This window comes from Solidesulfovibrio sp. (genome assembly GCF_029978005.1).
In the GTDB taxonomy this organism is placed as follows: domain Bacteria; phylum Desulfobacterota; class Desulfovibrionia; order Desulfovibrionales; family Desulfovibrionaceae; genus Solidesulfovibrio.
This window is the reverse complement of sequence record NZ_JARKOZ010000081.1, coordinates 1-20,584: the sequence shown is the minus strand read 5'-3', so window position 1 is coordinate 20,584 and position 20,584 is coordinate 1. Positions and strand designations below refer to the sequence as shown.

General features: G+C 68.8%; 22 protein-coding genes. 13 read left to right on the top strand and 9 right to left on the bottom strand.

Going from position 1 to position 20,584, the window contains the following annotated elements:
• Positions 1–5 precede the first annotated feature (5 nt).
• The 4 genes from Q1K70_RS09555 to Q1K70_RS09540 all read right to left on the bottom strand — a co-directional run bounded on the left by Q1K70_RS09555 (position 6) and on the right by Q1K70_RS09540 (position 5,021).
• Complete coding sequence (locus Q1K70_RS09555; RefSeq protein ID WP_300158301.1) at positions 6–2,072, bottom strand: methyl-accepting chemotaxis protein; 2,067 nt, start codon at positions 2,070–2,072, stop codon at positions 6–8.
• Between the two features lie 284 nt (positions 2,073–2,356).
• The gene (locus Q1K70_RS09550; RefSeq protein ID WP_300158298.1) at positions 2,357–2,680 is read right to left on the bottom strand and encodes a multidrug efflux SMR transporter; all 324 of its coding nucleotides are present in this window, start codon (positions 2,678–2,680) and stop codon (positions 2,357–2,359) included.
• 36 nt (positions 2,681–2,716) lie between these two features.
• Positions 2,717–3,544 (bottom strand): hypothetical protein, encoded by an 828-nt coding sequence (locus Q1K70_RS09545; protein WP_300158295.1) that lies wholly within the window; start codon positions 3,542–3,544, stop codon positions 2,717–2,719.
• Between the two features lie 55 nt (positions 3,545–3,599).
• Complete coding sequence (locus Q1K70_RS09540; protein ID WP_300158293.1) at positions 3,600–5,021, bottom strand: diguanylate cyclase; 1,422 nt, start codon at positions 5,019–5,021, stop codon at positions 3,600–3,602.
• A 205-nt stretch (positions 5,022–5,226) separates the two neighbouring features.
• Between Q1K70_RS09540 and Q1K70_RS09535 the strand changes: the two genes are divergently transcribed.
• Positions 5,227–7,281 (top strand): methyl-accepting chemotaxis protein, encoded by a 2,055-nt coding sequence (locus tag Q1K70_RS09535; protein ID WP_300158290.1) that lies wholly within the window; start codon positions 5,227–5,229, stop codon positions 7,279–7,281.
• Between the two features lie 138 nt (positions 7,282–7,419).
• Here Q1K70_RS09535 and Q1K70_RS09530 read toward each other — a convergent pair whose 3' ends face one another.
• On the bottom strand, positions 7,420–8,256 hold the full coding sequence (locus tag Q1K70_RS09530) for an XRE family transcriptional regulator (protein ID WP_300158287.1): 837 nt from the start codon (positions 8,254–8,256) through the stop codon (positions 7,420–7,422).
• Between the two features lie 136 nt (positions 8,257–8,392).
• On the opposite strand from Q1K70_RS09530, the gene Q1K70_RS09525 reads away from it, so the two are divergent.
• On the top strand, positions 8,393–8,647 hold the full coding sequence (locus Q1K70_RS09525; protein ID WP_300158284.1) for a Mor transcription activator family protein: 255 nt from the start codon (positions 8,393–8,395) through the stop codon (positions 8,645–8,647).
• A gap of 5 nt (positions 8,648–8,652) precedes the next feature.
• Here the strand turns inward: Q1K70_RS09525 and Q1K70_RS09520 are convergent, their stop codons facing one another.
• Together Q1K70_RS09520 and Q1K70_RS09515 are read right to left on the bottom strand one after the other, a co-directional pair.
• Positions 8,653–10,311, bottom strand: a complete 1,659-nt coding sequence (locus tag Q1K70_RS09520) for a response regulator (RefSeq protein ID WP_300158281.1) — start codon at positions 10,309–10,311, stop codon at positions 8,653–8,655.
• A 97-nt stretch (positions 10,312–10,408) separates the two neighbouring features.
• Positions 10,409–10,759: a hypothetical protein gene (locus tag Q1K70_RS09515; RefSeq protein ID WP_300158279.1), complete on the bottom strand. Its 351-nt coding sequence runs from the start codon at positions 10,757–10,759 to the stop codon at positions 10,409–10,411.
• A 167-nt stretch (positions 10,760–10,926) separates the two neighbouring features.
• Between Q1K70_RS09515 and Q1K70_RS09510 the strand changes: the two genes are divergently transcribed.
• From Q1K70_RS09510 to Q1K70_RS09490, 5 genes are read left to right on the top strand one after another with little or no spacing between them, the layout of a single operon-like run.
• Positions 10,927–11,172 (top strand): hypothetical protein, encoded by a 246-nt coding sequence (locus Q1K70_RS09510; protein ID WP_300158276.1) that lies wholly within the window; start codon positions 10,927–10,929, stop codon positions 11,170–11,172.
• Positions 11,169–11,405, top strand: coding sequence for a hypothetical protein (locus Q1K70_RS09505; protein WP_300158274.1), 237 nt, complete (start codon positions 11,169–11,171; stop codon positions 11,403–11,405). The genes Q1K70_RS09510 and Q1K70_RS09505 overlap by 4 nt, the downstream gene beginning before the upstream one ends.
• Positions 11,395–11,664: a hypothetical protein gene (locus tag Q1K70_RS09500; protein WP_300158271.1), complete on the top strand. Its 270-nt coding sequence runs from the start codon at positions 11,395–11,397 to the stop codon at positions 11,662–11,664. The genes Q1K70_RS09505 and Q1K70_RS09500 overlap by 11 nt, the downstream gene beginning before the upstream one ends.
• Positions 11,665–11,708: 44 nt before the next feature.
• Positions 11,709–11,831 (top strand): hypothetical protein, encoded by a 123-nt coding sequence (locus Q1K70_RS09495; RefSeq protein WP_300158269.1) that lies wholly within the window; start codon positions 11,709–11,711, stop codon positions 11,829–11,831.
• A gap of 2 nt (positions 11,832–11,833) precedes the next feature.
• The gene (locus Q1K70_RS09490) at positions 11,834–12,433 is read left to right on the top strand and encodes a terminase small subunit (RefSeq protein WP_300158266.1); all 600 of its coding nucleotides are present in this window, start codon (positions 11,834–11,836) and stop codon (positions 12,431–12,433) included.
• Here the strand turns inward: Q1K70_RS09490 and Q1K70_RS09485 are convergent.
• On the bottom strand, positions 12,430–12,753 hold the full coding sequence (locus tag Q1K70_RS09485) for a hypothetical protein (RefSeq protein ID WP_300158263.1): 324 nt from the start codon (positions 12,751–12,753) through the stop codon (positions 12,430–12,432). The two genes, Q1K70_RS09490 and Q1K70_RS09485, sit on opposite strands and share 4 nt — an antisense overlap.
• A 118-nt stretch (positions 12,754–12,871) precedes the next feature.
• Here Q1K70_RS09485 and Q1K70_RS09480 point away from each other — a divergent pair, with 118 nt between their 5' ends.
• From Q1K70_RS09480 to Q1K70_RS09455, 6 genes are all read left to right on the top strand, one after another.
• Positions 12,872–14,335, top strand: a complete 1,464-nt coding sequence (locus tag Q1K70_RS09480) for a terminase family protein (RefSeq protein WP_300158260.1) — start codon at positions 12,872–12,874, stop codon at positions 14,333–14,335.
• Positions 14,332–14,550 (top strand): hypothetical protein, encoded by a 219-nt coding sequence (locus tag Q1K70_RS09475; RefSeq protein ID WP_300158257.1) that lies wholly within the window; start codon positions 14,332–14,334, stop codon positions 14,548–14,550. Before Q1K70_RS09480 ends, Q1K70_RS09475 begins: the two co-directional genes overlap by 4 nt.
• Positions 14,551–14,830: 280 nt before the next feature.
• Positions 14,831–15,301 (top strand): periplasmic heavy metal sensor, encoded by a 471-nt coding sequence (locus Q1K70_RS09470; protein ID WP_300158254.1) that lies wholly within the window; start codon positions 14,831–14,833, stop codon positions 15,299–15,301.
• Positions 15,302–15,373: 72 nt separating this feature from the next.
• Positions 15,374–15,640, top strand: coding sequence for an SHOCT domain-containing protein (locus tag Q1K70_RS09465; protein ID WP_300158252.1), 267 nt, complete (start codon positions 15,374–15,376; stop codon positions 15,638–15,640).
• Positions 15,641–15,937: 297 nt separating this feature from the next.
• Entirely contained in the window at positions 15,938–17,989 is a 2,052-nt protein-coding gene (locus Q1K70_RS09460) for a S8 family serine peptidase (protein WP_300158249.1), read from the top strand.
• Positions 17,990–18,138: 149 nt separating this feature from the next.
• Entirely contained in the window at positions 18,139–18,753 is a 615-nt protein-coding gene (locus Q1K70_RS09455) for a tetratricopeptide repeat protein (RefSeq protein WP_300158246.1), read from the top strand.
• Between the two features lie 165 nt (positions 18,754–18,918).
• On the opposite strand, the gene ilvD is transcribed toward Q1K70_RS09455, so the two are convergent.
• Complete coding sequence (ilvD, locus tag Q1K70_RS09450; protein WP_300158323.1) at positions 18,919–20,568, bottom strand: dihydroxy-acid dehydratase; 1,650 nt, start codon at positions 20,566–20,568, stop codon at positions 18,919–18,921.
• Positions 20,569–20,584: the final 16 nt, after the last annotated feature.

Genomic DNA, 20,584 nt, shown 5'->3' with positions numbered 1-20,584 from the left:
CCGCCTCAGCGCGGCAGGGCGGCCGTCCCGCCGCCGCTTTGCGATGCCTCGCGCCGCATGGAGTCGATGAGCTCAAGCAGGGCGGTGGCCTGGTCCGCCACCTCGGCCACGGCCGCGGCCGCCTCGGTCATGGACTGGCTGGTTTCCGCGGAAATGGCGTTGATCTCGGTGATGGAGCGGCTGATCTCCTCCGTGGCCGAGGACTGCTCCTCCGTGGCCGTGGCGATGGCCCGGACCTGGTCCGAGGCGGATTCCACGAGGGTCACGATCTCCCCGAGGGCCTGGCCCGACTCCTGGGACTTGTCCGTGGCCTCGGCGATGAGGGTCACGGCGCGCTCCACGTTGCCGACGTTGCGCGTGGTGCCTTGCTGGATGCCGTGGATGGCGTCGCCCACCTCGCGGGTGGCGGTCATGGTCTTTTCGGCCAGCTTTCGCACCTCGTCGGCCACCACGGCGAAGCCCCGGCCGGCCTCGCCGGCCCTTGCCGCCTCGATGGCGGCATTGAGCGCCAGCAGGTTGGTCTGGTCGGCGATGTCGTTGATCACGCCGATGATGGCCCCGATGCCCTGCGCCTGCTGGCCGAGGGCGCCCATGTCGGCCTTGAGCGCCAGGGCCTGGTCGCGCACCGCGCCGATGCGCGAGACGGCCTCGGCCACGATGTCCGCGCCGCGTTCGGCCTTGTCCTTGGCCGCGTCGGCCGTGGCCGCCGCCTGGGAGGCGTTCTGGGCCACCTCCACCACCGTGGCGTTCATCTCCTCCATGGCCGTGGCCGTCTCGGACACGCGCTCGGACTGGACGTCCGAGCCGTTTCGAGACTGGTCGATGCGCGAGCGCAGGGAGTCCGAGGCGGCCGTGACCACCGTGACCACCTCGCCCAGGCGTTCGGCGGCGTGGAGCACGCCCTCGCGCCGGGCCGATTCCCCCCGCAGCCTGGCCTCTTCGGCCGCCTGCTGGGCCCGGCGGGCGTTTTCGGACTCCTGCCGGGCGGTCTCCATGGCGGCCTGGGCCTCGCCGATCTTGTCCCGAAGCGTGGCCACCATCTGGCGCAGGTCTCCGGCCAGATCGCCCACCTCGTCGCGCTGGGCCACGGCCAACGGAGCGTCGAGGCGTCCTCCGGCCACGGCCTTGGAGAACTCGGCCAGGGCCAGGATGGGCCTGGTGAAGACGCGGGAGGCGAAAAATCCGGCCAGGCCGAGAAGGACCACCACGAGCAGGGCGGTCAGCCCGGCGCCGCGGTTGACGGCGGTCAGGGCGTTGGCCAGCTCGTCCATGGACTTGCCCACGAAGCCGATGCCGGCCGGCCGGCCCGACGTGTCCGGCAGGGGCCAGTAGGCGGCGACGAAGGGTCGGCCGAAGAGCGTGAGGCGCTTGTAGACCGTCTCGCCCCGGCCGAGCACCTTGTCCTTGATTTCCGCATCGTTGATGGACGTTCCCACGGCCCGCCGGCCGTTTTCCACGATGGTGGTGGACACGCGCCGGTCCCCGGAGAAAAGCGTGGCCTCCACGCCGAGCATGCGCCCCAGAGCGTCGACCAGGCCGTCGCCCGAGGCCAGGTCCGCCACCAGGCTCACCATCCCGATCACCGTCCCGTCCTTGGAGACCGGGGAGCAGACCAGGTAGGGCAAGTGGTCGCCGGCAACGGCCACGAATCCGGCGGACTCGCCGCCGGCCTTGGCCTTTTCCAGGCCCCTGGCCAGGGGTTCGGCAAGATTCTCCGTCTGGCCGACCGCGGCCAGGGCAGCGCCCTTGGCATCGGTGAACACCACGCCGCTGACCTGGCCCACGGCCAGCAGGTCCCGGCCCAGCCGGGCCAGGAGCGCGGCGTTCCCCTCGGCCAGGCCGCCGATCACGTTGGGCCGCACGGCCTGCGCCTTGGCCGCCCCCGTGAGCGCCGCGCCGAGGCTTTGCACCCTGTCCGCGCCGACCCTGGCGAAGGCCTGGATGTTCTGGTCGTATTCCTTGGAAAACCCCTGCTCGAACGCCATGCGCCCGGCCAGGAGCACCGCCGCGGCCGAGGCCACGACCGAGGAGACGACGAGAAAGACGACCTTGGAGGTGATGCCGATGCGCATGGGACGTCTCCGACAGGTTGGGAAAGACCTCGACACGGAAATCGCATTCCGTCCGCCCGGATGGGGTACAACGCCTCTCTCGCCGGGATGACAAAGGCTCACTTTTTCATTCTACGCGCGTGCTCGCCCGAGTCAACCGGGAGGCCTTCCCAGGGCCATGGGATGCGGGGAAACACACCTTTTCCGTCCTGCGTGCGCCGCAAGGCGGCGCATCACCCAGCGCACGGGCATCGGGCGGTGCGTCCGTGCGGCGCCCCTCCCCGGGACGGATCGGGGAAAGAGCGTCAGGAGGCGAGCTTGAGCACGGCCACGCCGGCCACGATGAGCCCCACGCCGGCCAGGCGCGCCAGGTTCGCCGGGTCGCCGTAGGCGAGGACCCCCACGACGAAGGCTCCGGCCGCGCCGATGCCCGTCCACACGGCATAGGCCGTGCCCATGGGGATGGTCCGCTGGGCCAGGTAGAGGAACAGGCCGCTGGCGGCCATGCAGGCCACGGCCAGCACCACGCCGAGGACCAGGCGTCCCGGGGTCTGGGCCAGTTTGAGGCCGACGGGCCAGCCGATTTCGAACAGGCCGGCGACGAGAAGCGCTATCCAGGCATATTTCATGGGATGCTCCGTTTTTTCGGGGTTGACGGGGAAAGGTCAGGGCAGGGGAGGGGAAAAGGCGTCCATGTCCCCGGCCGTGCCGGCGAAATGCAGGAAATAGGCGGCCGCGTAGGCGGCCGCCAGGCAGCGGGCCTTGAGCGCCGCGAAGAGCTCCGGACGGTCGCGGTAGGCAGCCTGGAAGTCCGGATCGGCCAGGAACGGATAGCTCGAGAACAGCGTCGTGGACCAGACCGCGTTGAAGCGGGGGTCGAGCCAGGCCACGGGCGAGGCCCGCAGCAGGCCCCAGCTTGCGGGCCGCATTTCGAAGAGCATCTCCCGGCTGTCCGGCCGGCGCTGCTCCAGGTAGGCCCCTTCGAGGACGGGGCCGTGGAGCTCGGGGGTGAGCACGAGCAGGCCCGTCTGCACGACCTTGTCCGGGAAGTCGTCGTAGCCGTAGCGGCCGTAGAAGGCCTCGGGCGTGGGCTCCTCGCCGCCCGTGACGCCGTGGCGGCGGTGGTGGGCGCGGATGTTGGCCGCGGCCAGGGCGAAGGCTCCTGGCGTCGGGCTCGAGAAGTGCTCCACCGCGCCGAAGGCGTCCCGCGGCACGCCCGCGAAGACGTCGGGCGCGTCCGGGCGGGGCAGCATGTCCGCGTCGAGCCAGGCGACCTGGTCGCAGGCCCGCAGCCTGGGGTGGCGCAGGATCAGGCACTTCTGCCAGGCCGGCGACCGGGTCCGGCCCAGGGGGGAGTCGTCGAGGAGCTTGTCCAGGACGACCAGGGACAGGCCGTGGGCCTTGGCGTAGGCGCGCAGAAACGGCGCGACGCGGGCGGCGAAGCGCCTGCGGTAGGCGTCGCCGACGACAAGGGTGCACAGGGCGCGCTTCATGCCCCGGTCTTACCGCCAAGTCCGGCCGTGGGCCAGCGTTTCAAGGACGCTTCGCCTACAAGACGCATACGCGGTCGCGGCCGGTCTGCTTGCTGCGGTAGAGGGCCTCGTCCGCCCGGGAGAGCAGGGCGTCGCCCGTGTCCCCGGACAGGGAGGCGGACACGCCGATGCTCACGGTATGGGGCTCTCCGGTCCCGAAATCGTGGCCGGCCACGGCCAGGCGGATGCGTTCGGCCAGAAGCGCCGCCCGTTCGCCGTCGGTTTCCGGGCACAGCACCAGGAACTCCTCGCCGCCCCAGCGGCCGGCCATGTCGCAGTGGCGGATGTTCTCGCGCAAGAGCCTGGCGAAGGCGATGAGAAACCGGTCGCCGGCCAGATGGCCGTGGCGGTCGTTGACGGCCTTGAAATGGTCGATGTCGAGCATGAGCACGGCGAAGGGGCGTGCGTAGCGGCCGGCCCGCTCCATCTCGGCCCCGAAGGCGGCCATGAGGCAGCGGCGGTTGGGCAGGTCGGTAAGCAGGTCGGTCTGGGACAGTCGCCTCAGTTCCGCATTGTATTTCTTGAGCTTGTAGTTCCAGAACAGGGCCAGGCCGATGACGCAGGCGAACACTAGGCCGAGCTTGACGACGAGGGCCATGTCGGTTCCGGTCTGCACGTTGATGGACACGTGCCGGTTGACGATCTGGCCGCGTTCCTGGGGGGTGATGGCGGCGACGCCGGCGTCGAGCACGTCGCGCAGCTCCGGTGCGTCCTTGACCACGCCGATGCGGAGATTGTTGGCGTAATTGGGCAGCCTGCCCGCGATCTTGAGGTTGAAGAGCCCTTCCTTCTTGATGGTGTAGGCGGCGATGATGAGGGAGCGCATGGTCATGTCGGCCTTGCGGTCCTGGACCATGTCCAGGGCTTCGCGTTCCGAGGCCGTGGTGAGGACCCTGAGGTTGGGGTACTCGGACCGGACGCGCTCCTCCATGGCGGTGCCGCTCGGGAACACGATGGACTCGCCGGTGAGGCTGGCCGGATCGTCGATGAACGCGTGTTCTTCGCGAGTGATGAACACGTTGGAATCGTTGAAGATAGGTTCGGTGAAAAGAAGCCACTCCTCCCGCGCCGGCGTCTTGTTGAGAAAGCTCAGCGCCTGGCAGCGCCCCTCTTTCGAGGCGACCAGGCTTTCGTCCCAGTCCCTGGTCGGCACGAGCCGGAACACGACGCCCGTGCGTTCGGACACCAGGCGCAGCAGGTCCGCGGCGATGCCCTCGTGCTCGCCGCGGGCGTTGACGCTCTCGAAGGGCACCCAGTCCGGGTCCACGCACAGGGCGACTTCGCCGCGTCGTTGCACATAGTCTCGCTGCTCGGGGGTCAAGGCCGCCTGCGCCCCGGCCAGGGCCGGCGCGCAGGCCAGGGCCAGCCCCAGCAGAACGCCCGCCGCGAGCCTCGCCGCCAACGCCTGTCCCAGACCCGGCATTTCGCAGTTCGCCATAGACACGCCACCCGTACGCGGAACGTCCGCCATCTTTTCCTTTCCAGAATACCCGCCGCACGTGCTCATGGGCAACCTTATTTTATTGCCGCGACAATCGAAATGTATCGTCCGCAGTGGACACATGCCATGCCTCCATGCCATGATGGATTCCCTGCCGTTGCGTTCCCACGGCTCCCGAGCACCCCTGCCAGGAGGGAACGGTATGCGTCTTTCACTGCGCACGAAGTTCTTTACCCCCATTCTCGCCCTCGTCGTCATTGGCATGACATTGCTCGTCGTGCTCAACGACAGGGCCAACAAGCAGTCCATGGAGCAGATCGAAAGCCAGTCCATGGTTCTGCTTTGCCAATCCATGGCCAACGACGTCGCCGGCACCGTGATCGCCAACCTGAAGATGTTGGGCAGTTTCGCCAAGTACGGCGTGGTCGTCGCCGCGGCCAAGGGCGAGGACACGACATCCGGCAACGCCCTGCTCGCCGTGCTGGCCGGCGGGCTCACGGGCGCGGACTACTCCAACGTCTTCGATCCCAGGGGCGTTTCCGTGGCCTCGAGCAACGCGGCCAGCGTCGGCAAGGTCACCGTGGCCGACCGGGACTATTTCGCCCTGGTCGCCAAGGCCGGCAAGGCGGACGTCGTGTCCAAGGCCATCATCGCCCGCACCACGGGCAAGGCGGCGGTGGTGCTGGCCCAGCCCGTGCGCGACGCCTCGGGCAAGCTCGTCGGCGTCATCAACACCGGCATGGACCTGGAATCCCTGACCAGCGAACTGGCCAGCACCAGAATCGGCCAGACCGGCTACGCCTTCATCCTGGACGCCCAGGGCATGGTGCTGGCCCATCCGGACAGGTCCCTGCTCATGAAGACGGACCTGGCCGGGACGGACCTCGGCCGGCGCATCCTGGCCGTGACCGGCTCCGGCGTTATCCCGTACGAGAACGCCTCGGGGAGCCATCTGGCCGCCGTCTTCCGCGAGCCCAAGACGGGCTGGTTCTTCGTCGTCGAGGCCCCGGTGGCCGAATTCCGCGCCTTCAGCGACGCCGCCACCCGGCGCAACGTCTGGATCGCCGGCTCGGTGACCGCGGCTCTCGTCGTGGCCATCGTCGTTTTGCTGCGGGTGTTCGTGCTGCGGGGCTTGCGGCGGTGCGTGGAATTCGCCGCCGCCGTGGCCGGCGGCAACCTGGAGCATACGCTCGACATCCGCTCGGGCGACGAGTTGCAGACCCTGGGCGACGCCCTGACGGCCATGACGCAAAGCATCAAGGCCAACCTGGCCGTAGCCCGGGCCAAGGGCGAAGAGGCGGCGGCGCAGGCGGCCAAGGCGCACGAGGCCCTGGAAGAAGCCCGGCAAGCCCAGGCGCAGGCCGACGCGGCCAAGACGCAGGGACTGCTCCTGGCGGCGGACAAGCTGCAGGGCGTCATGCAGGCCCTGGCCGACGGCTCCTCGCAACTCGGCAGCGAGGTCGCCTCCGTGGTGGCTTCGGTGGGCGAGCAGGAGCGGCGCACGGCGGAAACGGCCACGGCCATGGAGGAGATGAACGCCACGGTGCTCGAGGTGGCGCGCAACGCCGCCCAGGCCGCGGCCAAGGCCATGGCCGCCCGGGACCAGGCCAACGACGGCCGGGACGTGGTGGAGAAGTCCATGACCGCCATCAGCAGGGTGGACGCCGCCTCCCGCGAGGTCAAGGCGGGCATGGACGCCCTGGGCGAAAAGGCCCAATCCATCGGGGCCATCATGAACGTCATTTCCGACATCGCGGACCAGACCAACCTGCTGGCCTTAAACGCCGCCATCGAGGCCGCCCGGGCCGGCGAGGCCGGCCGGGGCTTCGCCGTGGTGGCCGACGAGGTCAGAAAGCTCGCCGAAAAGACCATGAGCGCCACCAAGGAGGTGGGGTCTTCCATCGGCGCGATCCAGAAGGGCGCTCAGGAGAGCATCGCCCTGGTGGACGAGGCGACCACGGCCGTGGCCCGGGCCACGGAGCTGGCCGGCGCCTCGGAGGCGGCCCTGCGCGCCATCGTCGCCCTGGTGGACGAGACTTCGGCCCAGGTGCAGGGCATCGCCGCCGCGGCCGAGGAGCAGTCGGCGGCCAGCGAGGAGATCAACCGGGCCGAGGAGGAGGTCAGCCGTCTGTCGGCGGACATCGCCCGGGGCATGCGGGAATCGACCAGCGTGGTGCAGAACATGACCCGCCAGGTGGACGCTTTGGAAGAAATGGTGGCGGCGTTTCGCGGCGACTGCGCGGCCGAAGGCTGCTAGGCGCGCGCTTGCGCCGCTCGAATAGTCCTGCCCGGCCGGGAGGCGCGCCGCCCCGGCCGGGCAGGCCAGGGAAAGGCAAGCGAAGAAAGCTCCTCCGTATCAGGAATAATTTCCAAGCAACTATTCCTCGAATGCCTATCAGTCCAATTCACGGGCCGTCCAGATGCAGCGGCCGATGATCTCGAAATCGTCGGCGTCGGAGACCAGGAGCAGGTTGGCGTCGTTGTCCGAGGCGACGCACAGGCAGCCGTCGCGCTCGATGAGGCGCTTGATGTACATCTGGCCGTTGTAGCGCAGGTAGTAGACCTTGTTCTTGACGAACTGCCGCCGGCCCTCGTCGATGAGCACCACGCTGCCGTCGGGGATGGTGGGCTCCATGCTGTCGCCGAAGGCCCGGATGACGGTCATGTTCTCCGGATTGCCCTTGGAGCGGATCCATTCCGTGCGAAAGCTCAGGTAGGTCAGGGCCCGGTCGCCGGTCTCCGTGGACCCGCCGCCCATGGAACCCGTGGCCTCGCGCAGGGGCACCTCGGTATACTGGAACTGGTGCGCCTCGCGCGCCCGGATGTCCCGCAGCATGGACCGCATGGCCGCGAATTCCCCGGCCGGATTCCCGGCGCGGCCGGCCGGCTCGCCCCCGTAGAGCGGCTCCCGGACGTGGTAGCGCCTGGGCCCGCCGCCCTCCGGCACGTAGTCCTGGCTCTCCAGCCGCTCCCGCCCCAGGGACAGCATGTCCTCGTAGCCGAGCTTGAAAAACGCGGCGAACCGGCGGCGCAGTTCCGCCTTGGGGGCCTGCTTTCCCGCCAGGATCTTGCTGACGTATCCCTGGCTCACCCCGACGGAGGCGGCCAGCTCTCCCTGGTTGGGGTTTTCCATGGCCGTCAGCTCCGCCAGCGCCTTCCAGAAGCACTTGTCCTCCTCGGTGCGCAGGGCCGCGCCCAGGGAGGGAGGGGAGGAGGGGAGCTGCCTGACCATGACGCCATTCATGCCCCAGGAGGAGGGGGAATGTCCATTCCTTTTTTGGAATATTATTCTTGACAAATATTCCTATCAGGAATACTCGTGGATTCCAACGACCCCTTCCTCAAGCACAACCCGTGGAGACGCGACGATGCGTGAAGCCGAGTTGGAGACGACGTTGGCGCAGAGCCTGGGAGAAGCCGCGGCCAGAGCGGCCGTGGACGCGCTCATCGCCGCCTGGGGCGGCTGCCGCCTGGACATTCCCAACGGCACGGCCGCGCGGCTGCGGCGGCGCGACAGCGAGATCCGCCGCATGTACCGCGCCGGGGCCGACCTCTTTGCGTTGCGCGACCTGTTCGGCCTTTCCGACAGGCACCTGCGCCGCATCGTCTCCCGCGTCCATTGAACCGGTCACGCGCCCTTGCGCGACAGGGCCCGGGCCATGGCCGCGGCCAGCGCTTCCGGCTCGAAGGGCTTGACCACGTATTCGTCCATCCCGGCCGCCAGACCTCGTTCCCGGTCCTCGTCCATGGCGTAGGCCGTCAGCGCCACCACCGGAAGGGACGGGGGCACGTCCGCCAACTGGCCCGAGCGGATCAGGCGCGTGGCGTCCAGGCCGTTTAAGCGCGGCATCTGGATGTCCATGAGCACCAGGTCGAAGGGTTCCCGACAGAGCATGGCCAGGGCCTCGCGGCCGTCGGCGGCGGTCTTCACGGCATGGCCGAGACGCTGCAGGGCGCGCACGGTGTAGATGCGGTTGACCGGCTCGTCCTCGGCCACGAGGATGCGCAGTCCCGTCTTCCCCTGCGGCGATGCCGCCTGGCCGGCCGTTTGGGCCGCCTCGGGCCGGTCGCCGGCCGGCAGCTCGCAGGAAAGCGTCAGGGTGAAGACGCTGCCGCGCCCGGGCTCGGAGGCGACGCGGAGGTCGCCGCCCATCAGGCCGGCCAGCCGCCTGGCCACGGCCAGCCCCAGGCCCGCGCCGCCCGAAGCCCGGGTCAGGGCGTCCTCGCCGACGGCGAAGGGCTCGAACACCTTCTCGAGCCGTTCCCGGGCGATGCCCGGTCCGGTGTCCGTCACCGTGAAGGCAAGGCGCGCCTTGCCACCGGACGTCCCGTCCCCGGCGGCGTCAAACCCCGGGGCCGCGACCACGGTCACGGAGCCCTTTTGGGTGCTGGCGAAGGCGTTCTCGAGGAGGTTGGCCAGGATGCGGCGCAGGCGCTCCGGGTCCAGGACGACGCGAGAGGGCAGGCCCGGTTCGAAACGGTAGGCGAAGGCGAAGGGCCGCAACCCGCTTTGCACGGCCTGGTGGCGCAAGAACGGCTCGAGTTCGGCCTTGAGGTCGCAGACCCGGGGGCAAAGGGTCAGCCGGCCGGCTTCCACCCGCGACAACTCGTGCAGGTCGCCGACGATGCGCTCCAGGGCGCGCACGGATTGCCGGATGGCCTCCAGCCCTTCGCGCAGTTCGTCGCTTTCGGCCGTCTCCAGCAGGAGCCGGGTCATGCCGCTGATGCCGCCCAGGGGCGTGCGCAGTTCGTGGCCGATGTCGGCCAAAAACCGGCTCTTGGCCGCTTCCGCCGCGGCGGCCGCCTGTCTGGCGGCCGAGAGGTCGCGCTCCATGCGCCGCAGGCCGGTGACGTCGTCGAAGGCCCAGACGACCGTTCCGTCGGGATCGTCGGTCCCCGGCCGCCTGCCCTGGCAGCGCACGTCGACGTCCCGCCCGTCCTTGCGGCGCAGGCGACATTCCCCGTCGTAGCTCCCGGTTGCCGTCAAGTCCCGTTCGACCTCGGCCCGAAAGGCCTCGTAGGCTTCGGCCGAGGGGAAAAGGGCCGCGACGTCGCGGCCGGAGAGCTCCCCGGCCGCATACCCCAGGATGGCCGCGCCGCGCGCGTTGATTTTTTCGATGCGCCCCCGGCGGGACAGGAGCGTGCCGATCAGGGCGTTGTCGAAAAGACCCGCCATGGCGGCCGTGTCCGGGGGGCGGCCCGGCGGCGCGCCGGGAAAGGCTCCTTCGGGACCGGAAGCGGCCCTTTCCGGGTCTTTCTTGTCGTCGTGCACAGGAGTTGCGACCATGGCCTCGCCTTGCGCGGCAGTCGCGCGCCTTGGGCTGTTCCCTCCACGCTCTCGCGGCGGCCGCCCCCCCAGGCAAGGCACGGCCGCCCGCCGACGCTCACGAACGGTCGCGGCGGCGGCAGAACTGGTCGCACAGGTCCTGGGCCCGCTCGAGAATCGCGCCGCAGCCGTTGGTCAGGTTGTCCACGTACATGGCGTCGTAGGTCTGCCGGCACAGGGACAGACAGCTTTTGAGATCCGCCGGCGCATGGGACAGTTCCTTGCGGTAAGGCTGGCAGATGGGATCGGACACGCAGGCTCCGGGCGTGGGCAGGGCCGAGCAGAACTCGTAGAACTCCTTCACGGACATGGGCGGGGCGGACGAAACGCCGTCCGGGTTCGTCGCGCGGCCGGCGCAGCCGCAAACCAGGATCGTCGCGCCGAGAAGCAGCAGGATGCGCGGGGACATGGGCGTCTCCTTTTGGCGAACGTTACGGAAAAGTGCCTTATGGAACACCCCTTGTAAAGCCGGCGGCGTCCCTATTTCGTACCGCAATAGGCAAATTTGTTTTTGACATAGACTGGCTGGTCCCTGTCCGCCTTCCATGGTCACTTCAGAACCAAGGAAGGTGCGACATGAACACGAATGCGACTTTGCCGGCCTTTTCCGGCGACCTGCGCGGCGCGGTCCTGTCCAGCTACGCCAATGTGGCCGAGGACGGGACCATCTGCTTCGTTTCCGACAAGGTGCACCGGGCCTGCGCGGCCTGCGGCACGGTGTTCGCCGGCTCGGCCTGCCGGGCCGCCTTCGCCGGCCCGCCGTCCTGCCCTTTCTGCGGCGGGGGGGACTGCGGTCCGATCCACCGGGAGCTGCCGTCATGAGCGCCAGGGACAAGCTCCTCTCGCGCAAGCTCCTGGCCGCGGCGTGCTCCATGGCCGTGATCGCGGCCAACCGCAAATGGAGCCTCGGGCTCGGCGACGAGGACGTCCGGGCCATCAGCGACATCGCCCTGGCGACCATCGGCTCCCAGGCCGGCATCGACCTGGCCGAACGCCTCCTGCCGGCGCTCGGCCGCAACCGCGACGCCGCAAACGGAGCCCCCCATGTCCCCTGAGCCCTTTTTCCTGCCGGCCTGGATGTCGCTGCTGATCGGGCTGGTCCTGTTTTTCACCCGCAAATGGGTGGCCGACGTGGCCCGGGCCATCGACGGCCTGGACGCGCGGCTGCGCGCCCTGGAGAAGACCCAGGCCGACTGCCGGGTGGACCTGGCCCGGGGCTACGCCACCCGGGCGGAGATGGAACGGGTGGCCGAGCGCCTGGAAAGCCACGCCACCCGGCTGACCATCCTGGAGGAACGCGACCTGGCCGCCTAGGCCCGGTCCAAGCCCGCCCGGAGAGGGCGGATGCGGAGCGCCCCATGCCCCATGCCCCGACCCTGGCCGTCAGCCTCGACGACCTGCTCGCCCTCAATCCCCACCTGACCCTGGCCGACGTATTGGCCCTGTGGCGCTGGACCGGCCCTTCCCCGAGGCTCCATTGACCATGGCCCCCATGCCCGCCGACGGCGCGCAAAACCGCCTCACGGACCGGCAACGCCGGTTCGTGGAGGAATACCTCATCGACCTCAAGGCCGGCGCGGCCGCGATCCGGGCCGGCTACAGCCCCCAAAGCGCCGAGACCGCCGGCAGGCGGCTTCGCCGCCTGCCCCACGTGCGCGCCGCCATCGAGGAGGCCATGGACGCGCGCAGCCGGCGCGTGGGCATCACCCAGGACCGGGTGGTGGCCGAACTGGCCCGCATCGCCTTCGCGGACATGCGCGATTTCGCGGACTGGGACGGGCAGGGCGTGACGCTCCGGGCCGCAAGGGACCTGACGCAGGAACAGACGGCCTGCGTGGCGGAAATCGTGGAAACCCCGGGCAAGGGCGTGCGCATCAAGCTGCACGGCAAGCCTCAAGCCCTGGCCACCCTGGCCAGGCACCTGGGAAGCCGCGAAAAGGGCGAGGAGCATCCGGAGTCACAGCCCGTTCTCACGGTCGTGACATATGTCCCGCCGCCGGACCAGCCGCCGGCCGACGCCCCGGCCCCCTGTCCCGCGCCGCCGGCCGGAGAGGGCGGGGCCCCGGAAAAGCCGGGCCCCTAGAGCCGCCCCTCCGGCGGTTCCTCCGGAAGGGCGGAAGCGGCGCAGGCCTCGGGGGCGGGCTCGCCGTCGCGGCGTTCGTCCGCCTCCCGGGCGAGGCCCGGCAGGTGCGGTTGCCTGTCGTCGTGCCTGGACAGATACAGGGCCATGACCCGGTCCGTGGCGGCGTCGGGATGCGGCGGCGTCTTTTGCGCGGCCTGAAGCACCCGGCCGTAGCCGCGCGCCTCGCCCCGACACCGTGCGATCGTGCTGCCGCCCACAAGGGCCGTGGCCGCGAGGGCCGCGACCAGCACCATCCTGCAAGCCCGCTGACGCGTTCCCATGACAGCTTTCCTCCAACTCGCGCCCAAGCGCTTGGAGGCAAACGCTGCCCAAACCGTGCCAGCGGGCCTTCTTTTTTATTTCAAGCTGTTACATTGGCAACGATTGCGCAGGTATTCCATGCAGCGACATTTTGCCGATATATCGGCGCTTCCCGCCGTACCTGGCCGCTCCGTCGTGCTCGACTACGTCCCCCAGCCCAGACAGGCCGCCCTGCACGCCTGTCCGGCCAACGAGATCCTCTTCGGCGGCGCGGCCGGGCCGGGCAAAAGCCATGCCCTGCGCTTCGAGGCCCTGCTCGCCTGCCAATGCGTGCCGGGCCTGCAGGCCTACCTTTTCCGGCGCACCATGCCCGAACTGGAGCGCAACCACATCCTGCCCGCCCTGGCCCAGTTCCCCAAGGCCCTGGGCCGCTACGTGGCCTCCAAGCGCCGGTTCGAATTCGTCAACGGGTCCAGGCTCGCCTTTTGCGGCTGCCCGCGCGAGGCCGACGTCTTCGCCTACCAGGGGCTGGAGATCCACCTGCTCCTCATCGACGAGCTGACCCATTTCACCCGGTTCCAGTACGACTACCTGCGGGGCCGGCTGCGCTGCGCCCTGGAGGTGCCCCGCGCCTACCGCCACAAGATTCCCGGCGTGGTGTGCGCCTCCAACCCCGGCGGCCCGGGGCACGGCTTCGTCAAGTCCCGGTTCGTGGACTTCGCCCCGCCCATGGTCCCCAGGCGCGCCCCGGACGCCGAAGGGGGCATGCTGCGCTGCTTCATCCCGGGCCGCCTCTCCGACAACCCCATCCTGCTCAAGCGCGACCCCGACTACGCCAAGCGCCTGGAAGCCCTGCCCGAACCCTACCGCAGCGCCTACCGCGACGGCGACTGGGACGTGTTCCTGGGCCAGGCCTTCGCCTTTTCCCGGGAGCGCCACGTGGTGCCGGCCAGGCCCGTGCCCGGGCACGCGCCGCTTTTCATGACCTTCGACTGGGGCTACGGCGCGCCGTTTTCCGTGGGCTGGTGGTGGGTGGACGCCGACGGCAGGCTTTTGCGCTTCGCCGAATGGTACGGCTGCGCCGGCACGCCCAACCAGGGCCTGCGCCTGCCCGATTCGCGCATCGCCGTGGGCATCCGGGAACGGGAGGAGGGGCTCGGCATCGCCGGCCGGCCCATCACCCGCCTGGCCGGCCCGGACTGCTTCGCCAAAAAACCCGACTACCGGGGCGGCGGCCAAGGCCCGAGCACGGCCGAGACCTTCGCCGGGCAGGGCGTGCACCTCGCGCCCGGCGATCCTTCGCGCACCGCCAAGATACGCCAGTTCCACGAACGCCTGCGGCCCCGCGACGGCGAATGGCCCATGCTCGTGGTCTACGACGTGTGCGAGCACTTCATCCGCACCATTCCCCTGCTCGTGACCGACCGGCGCAACGTGGAGGACATCGACACCACCGGCGAGGACCACGTCTACGACGAGGCCTGCCACGTCTGCATGGCCCGGCCCCTGCCCCTGGCCCACCCCCTGGCGGAGCGCGCCACGGCGGCGCGCATCATCGACGCCGTCACCGCCGACAACCCCTTGCCCGAGGAGCAGCCATGACCCCTGTCAGCTTCGATCCCGCCTTCGCCCTGATCGCCCTTTCCGTCGCGCTCTTTTTCCTGTTGCTCGGCTGGCGGCTCGGCCGGGAGAGCGCCGGCCGGCCCATGTTCGATTTTCCCCTGCTGCCGGCCGCAAGGGGAGACCGGGACGCTTGCCCTTGTCCCCAGGACGGGGAGAAGAGCGGCGACGCCCGCTTCGGCGACGACTGGCCCTAGGGGATTCTGTCTTTCGATAGAAATAGAATATGAAGCCCGGCGTATCGCTTTCATACAGCTGCACGGTCGCGACCCGGCCGTCTGTATGGATTCTATCCAGCCTTCGATCCGGTCCCTAGCCAGCACATCTCAGCAACATACTATAATTACTTATCAAAATGATTTGGCACGGGAGATGCTTTATCAGGATCAACCGCACGGGCGGAGGCGGACACGCTTCCCGGCTTCTGCGGCAAAACGAAACGACTCGGCTTCGGCCGACAAACCCTGGAGAAAGATCATGCACGGCAAGACCTTCGGCATCGCCCTGGCGGCTGTGGCCACCCTGGCCCTCACTTCTTCCCTGGCCCTGGCCCGGCCCGGCGGCGGCCCCGGCGCGGGCGCGGGCGGCTGCCCCGGCTACGGCGGCGGCATGGCCCAGCTGAGCCCGGAAAAGCAGGCCGCCTTCCAGAAGCTCCACGACGCCTACGCGGCCAAGACCGCCCAGCTGCGCGCCGACCTCGGCGTCAAGCGCGCCGAGCTCAACGCCCTGGTCATCGCCCAGAACCCCGACCAGGCCAAGATCACGGACCTGTCCAAGCAGATCGGCGACATCGAAGGCAAGCTCATCGCCGAGCGGACCCAGTTCCGCATTCAGGTGTCCAAGGAAATCGGCCCCAACGTCATGGGCGGCTACCACGGCGGCATGATGGGCGGCATGATGGGCGGCGGCTCCGGCCCCTGCGGCGGCGCGGGCGGCGGCTGCCAGTAATCGCCGAAGCCTCGTGTCGGGGCCGGCCCTCGAGCCGGCCCCGAGGCGGCATGCGGCCGGCAGGAGCGGACCATGTGCGACGAACTGATGCGGACCTTCCTCCCCATGGGCTGGGGCGGCCTGGGCGGCCCCTTTTCCTGGCTCCTGCTCCTCCTGGCCGTGATCGTCGCCCTGGTCCTGGTTCGCCGCCGCACGACGCAGCGCAGCGACGAAACCACGCACCGCCTGGGGGCCCAGGCCGACCGTGACGACGCCATGCGGCTGCTCAAGGTCAGGCTGGCTTCCGGCGGCATCACCGAGGAGGAATACCACCGGCTGCGGCAGGCCATCGAATCATGAAACGCTTCGTTCCGTTTTCATGAAGAAGTTGACGTCGTAAAATTACAATACCTTTCCGCTGATTATGATTTCAAGACGTCACTGCCGCCCTGTTGTGAAATTGCAATTCCCGGCAATCGACGAAGCGGCTTGGCGCTCCGTTGTCAGCATAAAGCGCGTCGAAAACCCTCACACCCTCTTCAAGCACGCGCGCCCGAAGCGGCAAATTGCCGCTTCGGGCTTTTCCTACCCGATGACAATCGACCACGAAGTTGCTAGGGTGGCTAGAGTTCCCTTTTGACGCGCAAAGGAGACGCCATGAGCAGCAGCATCGTGAACGACCCCCTTTTCGAGCAGCAATGGCACTTGCAGAATACGGGGCAAGACGGCGGCACGCCCGGCGTCGACCTGAACGTCGTCCCCGTCTGGCAGGATTATACGGGCAAGGGCGTGACCGTTGCCGTCGTGGACCAGGGCGTCGAGTACGCGCATCCTGACCTGGCCTCCAACATCGATACGACGCTGAGCTTCTCGGGAATCTCTTCCGCGATGGACGGGCAGCCCGTCATGTCCACGGACAACCACGGCGTGGCTGTGGCCGGCGTCATCGCGGCCGTGGCCGGCAACGGCATCGGCGGCGTCGGCGTGGCCCCCGGCGCGACCCTGGCCTCGGTCTATATTCCCCTGGGGTCGGACATCGACCCGGACACGCCCGAAGACATGGATGATTTCGTCAGCGCCTTCCGCGTGGCGGCCTCCTCCTACGACGTGGTCAACAACAGCTGGGGCCATTCCGGAACGTTCTACAACCTGAACGACCCGGAAAACCAAAGCGCCGCCACGGCCCTGGCCGACGCCGCGACCGAGGGCCGCGACGGCAAGGGCTCCATCATCGTCTTCGCCGCCGGGAACGACCGCGAGGAGGATTTCGACGCCAATACCGACAACCTGACCAATTCCCCCTATACCATCACCGTGGCCGCCATCGACAACACGGGCAAGGTGAGCTCCTACAGCACGCCCGGAGCCTCCGTCCTCGTGGGAGCGCCGTCGCTTTCCTGGTACTACACCACGGAAACCGTCGTCATCCCGGCCGAAAACGAAGACGACGAGGATCAGGTCGTCACGCAGATCGTGCGCCACGACTACGGCCAGATCGTCACCACGGACCGCATGGGCGAAAACGGCTACAACACGGCCCCTTCCCCCCAGGGGGATTACGCCTACGACTTCGGCGGCACCTCGGCCGCCGCGCCCCAGGTTTCCGGGGTCGTGGCCCTGATGCTGGAGGCCAACCCCGACCTGGGCTACCGGGACGTCCAGGACATCCTGGCCCTGACGGCCCGCAACACCGACCCTTCCGGCGACTGGACCACCAACGGCGCCTCCGACTGGAACGGCGGGGGCATGCACGTCAGCCGCGACGTGGGCTACGGCCTGGTGGACGCCACCGCGGCGGTCCGACTGGCCGAGACATGGGACGCGCAGGGCACGGCGGCCAACCTGGCGACCGTTTCCGGGCAACATGCCGTCGACGCCGTGCTGCCCGACGGCACGGGTTCCGTCTCCTCGACCATCGCCATGCCCGTCGGCGTTTCCGTTGAACGGGCCGAGGTCGTGCTGGACCTGGACGCCCGGGACGCCTCGGACCTCGTGGTCACGCTCACCTCGCCCTCGGGGACCCAGAGCGTGCTGCTGGACGCCCCGGGAACCACCGAAGCCTATCCGGCGAACTTCTCCCTGACCTCGACCCATTTCCTGGGAGAATCCTCCCTGGGGAACTGGACCGTCACCGTGGCGGACAAAAACGCCGACGGCGACAGCGTCTCCTTCGACGGCTGGACGCTGCGCCTCTACGGATCCGAGGCCACGGACGACACCCGCTGGGTCTATACGAACGAATACGCTTCGGTCGCCGCCGGGGATCCGTCGAGGATGCTGCTCGTCGACTTCTCGGGCAAGGACTCCCTCAATGCCTCCCCGGTCACGACCGCCTCCGCGATCGACCTCCATGCCGGCACCATAAGTCTGGTGGACGCGACGCCGCTTTACATCTTCCCGCTGAGCACCGTGGAGAACGTCTACGGCGGCGACGGCGGCGACCTGCTCGTCGGCAACGCGGCGGACAATTACCTCTCCGGCGGCCGGGGCAACGACGTGCTCTACGGCGGGGGCGGCAACGACACCATCGACGGCGGCCCGGGATTCAACGTGGCCGGTTTCGAGAAGCCCTACGTCATGTACACCATCGCGGACACGAAAAACGGATTGTCCGTTTCCAGCTACGACGGCACGAGCACGCTGACCAACATCAGCCTGCTGCTTTTCCCCGACAACGTCGTGGCGACGGGAGCCGTCCTGAGCGCCTAGCCGGCGGCCTTCCTTTCGCAACGCAGCGTGGCCGGGGCCCGGGCTCGGCCGCGCCCCCATTCAAAAGATGCGCGGGCAAACGGATTGATAACGCCCGCGATATTTCCTAGGTTGCGCCCCAACGTTTTCGGCCCTTTTGAGGAGAGTCCATGCGCGAGAAGAATGAGCATCCCGTCGTCAGCCGCAACGCCGCCATCCTCGGCATCGTCCTGGCCCTGCTTGTCGGCTTTTACCTCGGGTTCACGGTTCACGGCCTGACGGGCAAGTCCGCGCCCCAGGCCCCGCAGCAGACGGCGCAGATGCCGCCGCCGAGCCAGCAGCAGGCGGCACCCAACCCGGCCCTTGCCGACCGCATCAAGGCCGTGGAGAAACAGACCCAGCTCGAACCGGCCAACACCGCCGCCTGGACCGAGCTCGGCAACCTCTATTTCGACACCCACCAGCCGGACAAGGCCATCGCCGCCTACGAGAAGGCCCTGACCCTGGATCCGCGCCAGCCCGACGTGCTCACCGACCAGGGCGTCATGTACCGCGAGGTCGGCCAGTTCGACAAAGCCCTGGCCTGCTTCGACAAGGCCCTGGCCATCAACGCCGGCCACGTCATCGCCGCCTACAACAAGAGCATCGTGCTTTCCCACGACAAGAACGACAACGCCGGCGCGCTGGCCGCCCTCAAGGCCTTGGCGCTGAAAAATCCCAACGCCAAGCTGCCCGACGGCCACACCGTGACCGAGGCCATCCAGGAGCTTTCCGGCGGCAAGTAGCGAAGCGGAAGCACCGCACGCAAAACGCCCCCTCCGGCCGTTGGCCGGAGGGGGCGTTTTCATTGCAACGTGAGCACGGATTTCAGGTCTACACCTTCCCCCTTGCGGGATTCCAAAGGGCGCAGCCCTTTGGCCGCCGGAGGCTTACCTACCTATATTTTCCCGCTACCGCGCGGCCGGGTCCTTGTAGACCGCGCCCTGGGCGGCGGACTTGACCAGAGAGGCGTAGCGCCTAAGCAGCGGCGAGGCGACTTCCTTTTTCGGCGCGACATGGCCGGCCCGCCGCGTCTCCAGCTCGGCCGCGTCCAGGCGCACCTCGAGCTTGCGGCCCGGGATGTCGATGTCGATGACGTCGCCGTCGCGCACCAGGGCGATGGGGCCGCCGTCGGCCGCCTCGGGCGAGACGTGGCCGATGGCCGCGCCGCGCGTGCCGCCGCTGAAGCGGCCGTCGGTAATGAGCGCCACGGTCTCGCCAAGGCCCATGCCCATGATGTTGGAGGTGGGGGAGAGCATCTCGCGCATGCCCGGGCCGCCTTGCGGGCCTTCGTAGCGGATGACCACCACGTCGCCGGGTTTGATCTCCCCGCCGAGGATGGCCGCGTTGGCCGCCTCCTCGCCGTCGAAGACCCGGGCCGGGCCGGTATGGCGCATCATGGCCGGGGCCACGGCCGACTGCTTGACCACCGCGCCGTCCGGGGCCAGGGAGCCGCGCAGGATGGCGATGCCGCCTTCATTGGCGTAGGGGGCCTTGGCCCGGATGACGTCGTCGTTTTTGATGCGCGCCTTGAGGTCGACGAGGTTTTCGCCCAGCGTCTTGCCCGTGGCGGTCATGACGTCGAGGTGCAGCAGGCCCCGCTCGGCCAGGGCGCTCATGACGGCCGGGATGCCGCCGGCCCGCTCCAGGTCGTCGAGGTAGTGATGCCCGGCCGGGGAGAGCTTGCACAGGTTGGGCGTCTTTCGCGAGACGGCGTCGAAGATGTCGAGGGTCAGCGGCAGCCCGGCCTCGGCGAAGACCGCGGGCAGGTGCAGCACGGTGTTGGTGGAGCATCCGAGCGCCATGTCCATGGTCACGGCGTTTTCCAGGCTTTTTTCCGTGACGATGTCGCGCGGCCGGATGTTTTTGGCCAGCAGATCCATGACGCGCATGCCGGCGGACTTGGCCAGGCGCACGCGCTTGGCGGACACGGCCGGGATGGTGCCGTTGCCGGGCAGGCCCAGGCCCACGGATTCGGACAGGCAGTTCATGGAGTTGGCCGTGAACATGCCCGAGCAGGAGCCGCAGCCCGGGCAGGCGTTTTCTTCCAACTCCTGCAGGGCCTCGGGTTCCAGGGCGCCGCGTTTGAGCTTGCCCACGGCTTCGAACACGTCGATCAGGTCGCAGGAGCCTTCGGACGTGGCTCCGGCCAGCATGGGGCCGCCGCTGACGATGACGGCCGGAATGTTGAGGCGCAGCATGGCCATGAGCATGCCGGGCACGACCTTGTCGCAGTTGGGGATGAGGACCAGGGCGTCGAAGGGGTGGGCCGTGGCCATGATCTCGATGGAGTCGGCGATGATTTCCCGGCTGACCAGGGAAAAGTGCATGCCCGCATGGTTCATGGCCAGGCCGTCGCAGACGCCGATGACCGGGAAGGCCATGGGCGTGCCGCCGGCCAGGCGCACGCCGGCCTTGGCCGCCTCGGCGATGGTGTTGAGATGGATATGCCCGGGCACGACCTCGTTGGCGGAATTGACGATGCCGACCAGCGGCCGTTCGATTTCTTCCTTGGTCAGGCCCAAGGCATAGAGCAAGGAGCGGTGGGGGGCCTTTTCCAGGCCCTTTTTGAAAAGC

Bases quoted from the DNA above. Each gene is read 5' to 3' on its own strand.
- Q1K70_RS09535 (WP_300158290.1), top strand. From the start codon at position 5,227: ATGCGTCTTTCACTGCGCACGAAGTTCTTTACCCCCATTCTCGCCCTC.
- Q1K70_RS09500 (WP_300158271.1), top strand. From the start codon at position 11,395: ATGTCCCCTGAGCCCTTTTTCCTGCCGGCCTGGATGTCGCTGCTGATC.
- Q1K70_RS09465 (WP_300158252.1), top strand. From the start codon at position 15,374: ATGTGCGACGAACTGATGCGGACCTTCCTCCCCATGGGCTGGGGCGGC.
- Q1K70_RS09550 (WP_300158298.1), bottom strand. From the start codon at position 2,680: ATGAAATATGCCTGGATAGCGCTTCTCGTCGCCGGCCTGTTCGAAATC.
- Q1K70_RS09490 (WP_300158266.1), top strand. From the start codon at position 11,834: ATGGCCCCCATGCCCGCCGACGGCGCGCAAAACCGCCTCACGGACCGG.
- Q1K70_RS09545 (WP_300158295.1), bottom strand. From the start codon at position 3,544: ATGAAGCGCGCCCTGTGCACCCTTGTCGTCGGCGACGCCTACCGCAGG.
- Q1K70_RS09470 (WP_300158254.1), top strand. From the start codon at position 14,831: ATGCACGGCAAGACCTTCGGCATCGCCCTGGCGGCTGTGGCCACCCTG.
- Q1K70_RS09525 (WP_300158284.1), top strand. From the start codon at position 8,393: ATGCGTGAAGCCGAGTTGGAGACGACGTTGGCGCAGAGCCTGGGAGAA.
- Q1K70_RS09485 (WP_300158263.1), bottom strand. From the start codon at position 12,753: ATGGGAACGCGTCAGCGGGCTTGCAGGATGGTGCTGGTCGCGGCCCTC.
- Q1K70_RS09530 (WP_300158287.1), bottom strand. From the start codon at position 8,256: ATGGTCAGGCAGCTCCCCTCCTCCCCTCCCTCCCTGGGCGCGGCCCTG.
- Q1K70_RS09540 (WP_300158293.1), bottom strand. From the start codon at position 5,021: ATGGCGAACTGCGAAATGCCGGGTCTGGGACAGGCGTTGGCGGCGAGG.
- Q1K70_RS09520 (WP_300158281.1), bottom strand. From the start codon at position 10,311: ATGGTCGCAACTCCTGTGCACGACGACAAGAAAGACCCGGAAAGGGCC.
- Q1K70_RS09515 (WP_300158279.1), bottom strand. From the start codon at position 10,759: ATGTCCCCGCGCATCCTGCTGCTTCTCGGCGCGACGATCCTGGTTTGC.
- Q1K70_RS09510 (WP_300158276.1), top strand. From the start codon at position 10,927: ATGAACACGAATGCGACTTTGCCGGCCTTTTCCGGCGACCTGCGCGGC.
- Q1K70_RS09475 (WP_300158257.1), top strand. From the start codon at position 14,332: ATGACCCCTGTCAGCTTCGATCCCGCCTTCGCCCTGATCGCCCTTTCC.
- Q1K70_RS09455 (WP_300158246.1), top strand. From the start codon at position 18,139: ATGCGCGAGAAGAATGAGCATCCCGTCGTCAGCCGCAACGCCGCCATC.
- Q1K70_RS09495 (WP_300158269.1), top strand. From the start codon at position 11,709: ATGCCCCATGCCCCGACCCTGGCCGTCAGCCTCGACGACCTGCTCGCC.
- Q1K70_RS09480 (WP_300158260.1), top strand. From the start codon at position 12,872: ATGCAGCGACATTTTGCCGATATATCGGCGCTTCCCGCCGTACCTGGC.
- Q1K70_RS09555 (WP_300158301.1), bottom strand. From the start codon at position 2,072: ATGCGCATCGGCATCACCTCCAAGGTCGTCTTTCTCGTCGTCTCCTCG.
- Q1K70_RS09505 (WP_300158274.1), top strand. From the start codon at position 11,169: ATGAGCGCCAGGGACAAGCTCCTCTCGCGCAAGCTCCTGGCCGCGGCG.
- Q1K70_RS09460 (WP_300158249.1), top strand. From the start codon at position 15,938: ATGAGCAGCAGCATCGTGAACGACCCCCTTTTCGAGCAGCAATGGCAC.